This window comes from Acidaminococcus sp. CAG:542 (assembly GCF_000437815.1).
Taxonomy (GTDB): Bacteria; Bacillota; Negativicutes; order Acidaminococcales; family Acidaminococcaceae; genus Acidaminococcus.
Window position 1 is genome coordinate 3,870 of the sequence record NZ_FR902083.1, and the last position, 7,181, is coordinate 11,050.

General features: G+C 59.2%; 8 protein-coding genes. All 8 read left to right on the forward strand.

Annotated features, from left to right (window positions below; genetic code table 11):
• Positions 1–239, forward strand: a 239-nt coding sequence (locus QVO43_RS06735) for an exodeoxyribonuclease VII large subunit (RefSeq protein ID WP_288174664.1), incomplete at its 5' end; no start/stop codon positions are given.
• Positions 239–484, forward strand: a complete 246-nt coding sequence (gene xseB / locus QVO43_RS06740; RefSeq protein WP_022487774.1) for an exodeoxyribonuclease VII small subunit — start codon at positions 239–241, stop codon at positions 482–484. The genes QVO43_RS06735 and xseB, both read left to right, overlap by 1 nt.
• Positions 484–1,359: a polyprenyl synthetase family protein gene (locus tag QVO43_RS06745; protein WP_022487775.1), complete on the forward strand. Its 876-nt coding sequence runs from the start codon at positions 484–486 to the stop codon at positions 1,357–1,359. Before xseB ends, QVO43_RS06745 begins: the two co-directional genes overlap by 1 nt.
• A gap of 22 nt (positions 1,360–1,381) precedes the next feature.
• Positions 1,382–3,265: a 1-deoxy-D-xylulose-5-phosphate synthase gene (gene dxs, locus QVO43_RS06750; RefSeq protein ID WP_022487776.1), complete on the forward strand. Its 1,884-nt coding sequence runs from the start codon at positions 1,382–1,384 to the stop codon at positions 3,263–3,265.
• A complete protein-coding gene (locus tag QVO43_RS06755; RefSeq protein ID WP_022487777.1) occupies positions 3,262–4,065 on the forward strand; it encodes a TlyA family RNA methyltransferase in 804 nt (267 codons plus the stop codon). The genes dxs and QVO43_RS06755 overlap by 4 nt, the downstream gene beginning before the upstream one ends.
• A gap of 38 nt (positions 4,066–4,103) precedes the next feature.
• Positions 4,104–4,982, forward strand: a complete 879-nt coding sequence (locus QVO43_RS06760; protein WP_154488163.1) for an NAD(+)/NADH kinase — start codon at positions 4,104–4,106, stop codon at positions 4,980–4,982.
• Positions 4,983–5,000: 18 nt separating this feature from the next.
• The gene (gene argR / locus QVO43_RS06765; RefSeq protein ID WP_022487779.1) at positions 5,001–5,456 is read left to right on the forward strand and encodes an arginine repressor; all 456 of its coding nucleotides are present in this window, start codon (positions 5,001–5,003) and stop codon (positions 5,454–5,456) included.
• Between the two features lies 1 nt (position 5,457).
• On the forward strand, positions 5,458–7,181 hold a 1,724-nt coding region (gene recN, locus QVO43_RS06770), incomplete at its 3' end, for a DNA repair protein RecN (RefSeq protein WP_288174666.1).

Consider the following 7,181-nt stretch of genomic DNA (forward strand, 5'->3'; position numbering starts at 1 on the left):
AACAGGCCGGGGACCGGCTGCTGGAAAACCGGCAGCAGAAACTGGAAGTGATTACCGCCAAGCTGGGGGCCCTGGATCCCTATGGGGTGCTCCGGCGGGGTTATACCATAACAGAAAATGCACAGGGAAAGGTGGTCCGGCAGGCGTCGGATCTCCGGCCCGGTGATACCCTGGTGACCCGGTTCGCTCAGGGAGCGGCAGTCTCCCAGGTGGAAACGGTCAAGGAAGGAAAAGCATAATGCCCAGAAAGAAAGCAGAAACGGTTTCCTTTGAAGAGGGCCTGAAACGGCTGGAAACCATTGTGGAAAAGCTGGAAAGCGGGGAACTGTCCCTGGATGAGACAGTGGCTCTCTATAAAGAAGGTATGGAACTGAGCCGGAATTGTGCGGCCCAGCTGAAAAAAGTCCAGCAGGACGTGAAAAAAATCGTGGAAACCAGCCAGGATGATTTTGCCCTGGCCCTGTTTCCGGAGGAGAAGGAATAATGGAACTGCGCAGTTATTTACGGAGCCGTGGGGCTCTGGTCAACGGATATCTCCAGGTGCGCCTGGGAGTGGGGAGCATTTCCCCGGTGGACAAGGCCATGATGTATTCTGTGGCGGCCGGGGGCAAGCGGCTCCGGCCCATCCTGCTCATGGCGGCAGCAGATGCGGTGGGGGCCAACGGTACGGATTTTGTGGCGGTGGCTGCAGGACTGGAAATGATCCATACCTATTCTCTGATCCACGACGACCTGCCTTCCATGGACAATGACGATTACCGCCGGGGCCGCCTCACCAACCACAAGGTGTTCGGGGATGCCATGGCCCTTTTGGCCGGAGATGGCCTGCTGACCCAGGCTTTTGAAGTGATGCTGGAACAGCGGGGAGTGGATCCCAAGGTGCTCCTGGAGGTGGTCCGTCTGGTGGCAAAATGCGCCGGCCCTACCGGCATGGTAGGCGGCCAGGCTCTGGACATTACCTCTGAAGACCAGCAGCTGACCCTGGAACAGATGAAGAAGCTCCACGAAGCCAAGACCGGGGCCATGTTCGTGGCTGCGGTCCGGGGCGGCGCCATGCTGGGGGGGGCGGATCCGGACACCCTCCGGACCATGACCCATTTTGCCGCTCTCTTCGGTCTGGCCTTCCAGATCACTGACGACATCCTGGATGTGGAAGGGGATGCCAAGGTTATGGGCAAACCGGCCCACAGCGACGAAAAACTCCACAAATCCACCTATGTGTCTCTGTTCGGTCTGGAAAAAGCCAAAGAAATGGCCGCCCAGACCCTGAAAGAAGCGGAAGAGACCCTGGCGCCCCTGGGCGAAAAGGCCCAGCCCCTGGTGGAAATCACCCGCTATCTGTACAACCGGAAGAAATAAGGACGGGGGAGGACGGACCCTTATGAAACTCTTGCCAACCATACATGCACCGTCGGACCTGAAAAAAATCCCCGATGCCCAGCTGCCGGAACTGTGCCAGGAAATCCGGGAGGAGATCCTGGAAGTGACCAGCCGGAACGGAGGGCATCTGGCCCCCAACCTGGGAGTGGTGGAACTGACCGTCGCCCTGCATAAGGTGTTTTCCATGCCTCGGGACAAGATCGTCTGGGATGTGGGCCATCAGTCCTATGTCCACAAACTGCTGACCGGCCGGCTGGACAAATTCCCCACTCTCCGGCAGTACGGCGGCCTCTGCGGCTTCCCCAAACGGACGGAAAGCGAATATGACTGCTTCGGCCCCGGCCACTCCAGCACCTCCATTTCGGCGGCTCTGGGAATCGCCTGTGCCCGGGACCTGGCCGGGGACGACTACAATGTGATTGCCGTCATCGGGGACGGAGCCCTTACCGGCGGGGAAGCCATGGAAGGGCTGAACAACGCCGGGGATCTCCACAAGAAGCTGATCGTGGTCCTCAATGACAACGAAATGTCCATTTCCAAAAACGTGGGGGCCCTGTCTTCCTATCTTACGGAACTCCGGACGGATCCCACCTATTCCCGGGTGAAAACGGAAGTGGAAAACTTCCTGAAAGGGCTGCCTTCCATCGGCAGCAGTGTGGCCCGGGCGGTGGGCCGTCTCAAGGACAGCTTCAAGTACTTCTTTGTGCCCGGGATGCTCTTCGAAGACTTCGGCTTTAAATACCTGGGACCGGTGGACGGCCACGACCTGACTGCCCTGATGGAAACCTTTGAAAAGGCCAAGCAGCTGGATGAGCCGGTGTTCATCCATGTGCTCACCACCAAGGGGAAAGGGTACAAACCGGCGGAAGAGCGGCCCAACGCTTTCCATGGCACCGGCCCCTTCGACATTGCCACCGGGAAGAAATTCTCCAATCCCCAGGCTCCTGCCACCTATACCAAAGTGTTCAGCGATGCCCTGGTGGAACTGGGAGAGAAGAACCGGAAAGTGGTGGCCATTACCGCCGCCATGCCGGAAGGCACCGGCCTGGACGTATTTGGGAAATATTACCCGGACCGGTTCTTTGACGTGGGCATTGCGGAACAGCATGCAGTGACCATGGGCGCCGGGCTGGCGGCCAACGGGTACCATCCTCTGGTGGCCCTGTATTCCACCTTTGCCCAACGGGCCTTTGACCAGCTGCTCCACGATGTGGCCATGCAGAACCTGCCTTTTACCCTGTGCCTGGACCGGGCCGGGCTGGTGGGGGACGACGGCAGCACCCATCACGGGGCCTATGACCTGTCCTACCTGCGGCTAATGCCCAATATGGTGATGATGGTCCCGGGGGACGAAAACGAGCTCCGGCACATGCTGAAAACCTCTCTGGAATACAACGGGCCTTCCGTGCTCAGGTATCCCCGGGGGTCCGGGCTGGGAGTGCCCCTGGATCCGGAAATCCACACCCTGCCCATGGGGAAGAGCCGGCGGCTCCGGGAAGGAAATCAGATTGACCTGTGGGCGGTGGGGACCATGGTGGATACAGCCCGGAAAGTGGCGGATATCCTGGAAAAACAGGGCCTTTCCGCCGGGGTGGTGAACGCCCGGTTCGTAAAGCCCCTGGACAAAGAAGCCCTGGAAGAAGCCAGCCATCAGGTAAAGCTGCTGGTGACCCTGGAAGAGAACTCCCTGGCGGGAGGCTTCGGAGAAGGGGTGCTGGATGCCCTGAACCGGTTGGGCCGGCTGAAAGACTGCCGGGTGCTGAACCTGGGGATCCCGGATCTGTACGTGCCCCACGGGAAACGGGAACGGCTGCTCCAGGATTTGAAACTGGATCCGGAAGGGGCGGCAGATGTGATTGCCAAAGCCTGGAAAGAGGAACTATGAAAAAAGAACGTTTGGATGTGTTTTTAACGGAACAGGGATTCTTTGAATCCCGGAGCAAGGCCCAGGCGGTGATCATGGCCGGGGAAGTGCTGGTGAACGACCAGAAAATCGACAAGCCCGGCACCATGGTGAAGCCCGATGCCAAGATCACCCTGCTGGGGAAAAAGATGCCCTTTGTGAGCCGGGGCGGCTACAAACTGGACAAATCCCTGAAGGTGTTCCCCATTTCCCTGGAAGGGAAGGTGGTGGCGGACCTGGGAGCCTCCACCGGAGGCTTTACGGACTGTGCCCTCCAGCACGGAGCCAGCAAGGTCTATGCCATCGACGTGGGCTATGGCCAATTGGCCTGGAAGCTCCGGCAGGATCCCCGGGTGGTGAACATGGAACGGACCAATGTCCGGTTCCTGGAAGCGGATTCCCTGGGGGAACTGGTGGATGTGTTCACCATTGATGTGGCCTTCATTTCCCTGGACAAGGTGCTGCCCAGTGCCTACAAGATCCTGAAGCCCGACGGCTTCGGCATCGCCCTGATCAAGCCCCAGTTCGAGGCGGGACGGGAGAAAGTGGGGAAAAAAGGCGTGGTCCGGGATCCGGCGGTGCACCTGGAAGTCATCGAAAAGGTGATCGCCCAGGCCCGGGAACTGGGCTTTGCGGCCCGGGGACTGGATTTTTCGCCCATCCGGGGACCGGAAGGGAACATTGAATACCTGTTCTACATGGGGAAAGAAGGGGAAGACACCGTAACACCGGAACGGATCCGGGAAGTGGTGGCAGCTTCCCATGAGACCCTGGAAAAATAAAAAGAACCAGGAGAAATGGAGAAATGAGGGGTGGCACAATGGAAAAAAGACTGCGGCTGGGGGTGTTCCCCAATCTGCCCAAAGAGAAGGTCCGGGCCCTGTTGCCCAAGCTGGTGGAATTCTGCAAGGCGGAAGAGATCCCGGTGGTGTTCCCCCGGGAAATCGCCGAAAGCTACGGAGTACCCGGCTATGACCAGGAAGACCCGGCCAGTCTGTCCCAGCTTTCCATGGCTCTGACCCTGGGGGGAGACGGGACCATCCTCCGGGCTGCTCGGTACGTGACCCAGCTGAACATCCCCCTGCTGGGGGTGAACATGGGGAAACTGGGATTCCTGACGGAAGTGGGGGCTCCGGATCTGTACAAGGCCCTACTGAAGGTAAAGGCGGGAGAATACATCCTGGAAAAACGGAACATGCTCCAGCTTACGGTATGGCAGGGAGAGAAGATGATCTGCAAGGCCCATGCCCTCAACGACATGGTGCTGGAAAGCGGGGACCGGTCCCGGCTTACCCGGCTGAGTCTGAAGATCGACGGGGAACCTACCGCCAACGCCCCTTCCGATGGGCTGATCATTGCCACCGCCACCGGGTCTACGGCCTATTCCCTTTCGGCAGGGGGACCGGTGGTCCATCCCAGCCTGAAGGCCAGCATCATCACCCCCATCTGCCCTCATGCCCTCCATGCCCGTCCTCTGGTGATCCCCATGGAGCATGCCATTGAAATCGCCCCCCGTCCTCCTTACGAAACCATCCTGATTTCCGCGGACGGGATGACGGTAAGCCATCTGGCCTGGAACCAGCGGGCCCTGATCGAAAAAAGTCCCTGTGATGCCCGGTTCGTGCGCATCAATCCCCTGTCCTACTATGCGACCTGGCAGGACAGGATGCTGAAAAATGAAGGTCAGACCATTCTTTAGGAGGCAAGCGGAAAGACCATGAAAATATCCAGACAGGAAGCCATTAAAGACATCATCAAGAACCAGCAGATCGAAACCCAGAGTGATCTTGCAGAAGCTCTGAAGAAGGCTGGCTTCAACGTGACCCAGGCCACCGTGTCCCGGGACATCAAAGAAATGATGCTGATCAAGATCCCCGATGAGGACGGACGGTACAAATATTCCTTCCCTTCGGAAAACAGCAAGATCCTGACCACGGAACGGCTGGAGGACACCCTCCGGGGCTACACCCTTACCATCAGTTCCGCCGAGAACCTGATCGTCCTCCATACCCTGCCGGGCACTGCCCAGGCTGTGGCCTATGCCCTGGACCATCTCAGCTGGAAGGAACTGCTGGGGACCGTAGGGGGCGATGATACGGTGCTCCTGATCGTGGATTCCAAGGACCATGTGGAGACGGTGAAGCAGCGGCTCATGGTCAAGAAAGGACGCTGACATGCTGAATTCCTTGGAAGTGCACAATTTTGCCCTGATCGACCATCTGCGGGTGGACTTTACCCCGGGGTTCAATGTGTTCACCGGGGAAACCGGCGCCGGGAAATCCATCCTGATCGACGCCTTCAGCATTGTACTGGGCAGCCGGGCCAGCGGGGACTACCTGCGGAAAGGGGCGGATTCCTACTGGATCCAGGCGGTGTTCGACATCGAGGGGCTGGAAAATGTCCATGACATCCTCCGGGAACTGGATCTGGATCTGGGGGAAGACACCCTGTTCCTCCGCCGGAAGGTCACTGCCGGGGGCAAGAGCCAGGCCTTTGTAAACGAGCGGCAGGTGCCGGTGTACGTGCTCACCCGTCTGGCCAGCCAGCTGGTGGACATCCACGGTCAGCACGAGAACCAGACCCTGCTGGCCCCCGGGGCGGCTCTCACCATCCTGGACCACCTGGAACCAGGGCTCCAGACCCTGTTGGAAAAATACCAGGAAAAATTCGTGGCCTATGACAAAGCCAGGGAAACGGTGAAAAAGTGGCTGCTGAAGGATGCCCACCAGACCGAAGACCTGGAGCGGCTGGAAGCAGAAATCAAGGAAATTGACGAAGCCCATATCCAGCCGGGAGAAGATGATCAGCTCCGGGAAACGGTCCGGAAGCTGAGCAACCAGGAAAAAATCCTCCAGGCAGTGGGGGAAGCCCATCACTACCTGGAAGGGGGCGAAGACAGCGGCCCCAGTGCCCTGGATGCCATCAACACCGCCCGGACCACTCTGGAAGGGGTGCTGGACTATGCGCCTGAGCTGAAACCCTATGCGGAAAGTATGGATTCTGCCTGGGAAACCCTGGAAGACGTGCGCCAGTCCCTGGGGGACATTCTGGCGGCGGATCATGATGACCGGGATACCCTGGAAGCGGCCCAGGAACGGCTGGACCTGCTGTACCGGCTGAAGCAGAAATTCGGAGGCAGCCTGGAAGAGGTACTGGCCTACCGGGACAAGGCCCAGGCGGAATATGAAGGGCTCCTGTCCCTGGAATCCACCCTGGCCCGGCTCCGGAAACAGGAAGCCATCCTGAAGGCAGAAATGCAGACGGAAGCGGACAAACTCACGGCCGCCCGGAAGAAAGCCGCTGCCGGCCTGGTGAAGGCCCTGCTGCCCCATATCCGGGACCTGGCCATGCCTGAAGGCCGGGTGGATCTTCAGTTTACCCGGCTGCCCGAATGCCACGGCCGGGGCCAGGACAGCATCCAGTTCCTGTTTTCCGCCAATGCGGGGATGGATCTGAAGCCTCTGGGCCGGATCGCTTCCGGCGGTGAACTGTCCCGGTTCGCCCTGGCTCTCAAGACGGTGATGATGAAGAAGTTCGGGGTGCCCACCATGATCTTCGACGAAATCGACACCGGGGTGGGGGGCGTTACCGCCCAGAAAATGGCGGAAAAAATGGCCCTCATCGCCCGGGAGCGGCAAGTGCTGTGCATCACCCACCTGGCCCAGATCGCCTGCTTCGCCGACCATCAGCTGTACATCCATAAAAGCGCGGAAAAAGGCAGCACCATCAGCCAGGTGGATGTGCTGGATCCGGAAGGACGGATTCAGGAGATCATGCGTATGACCGGCGGCACCAATACCTCCCGTTCTGCCCGGGAAAATGCCAAGGAACTGTTGGCTATGGCCGCCAAATTCAAAGAAACGAAGGAGTCTGACATTCATGAAAACCCTACACGATG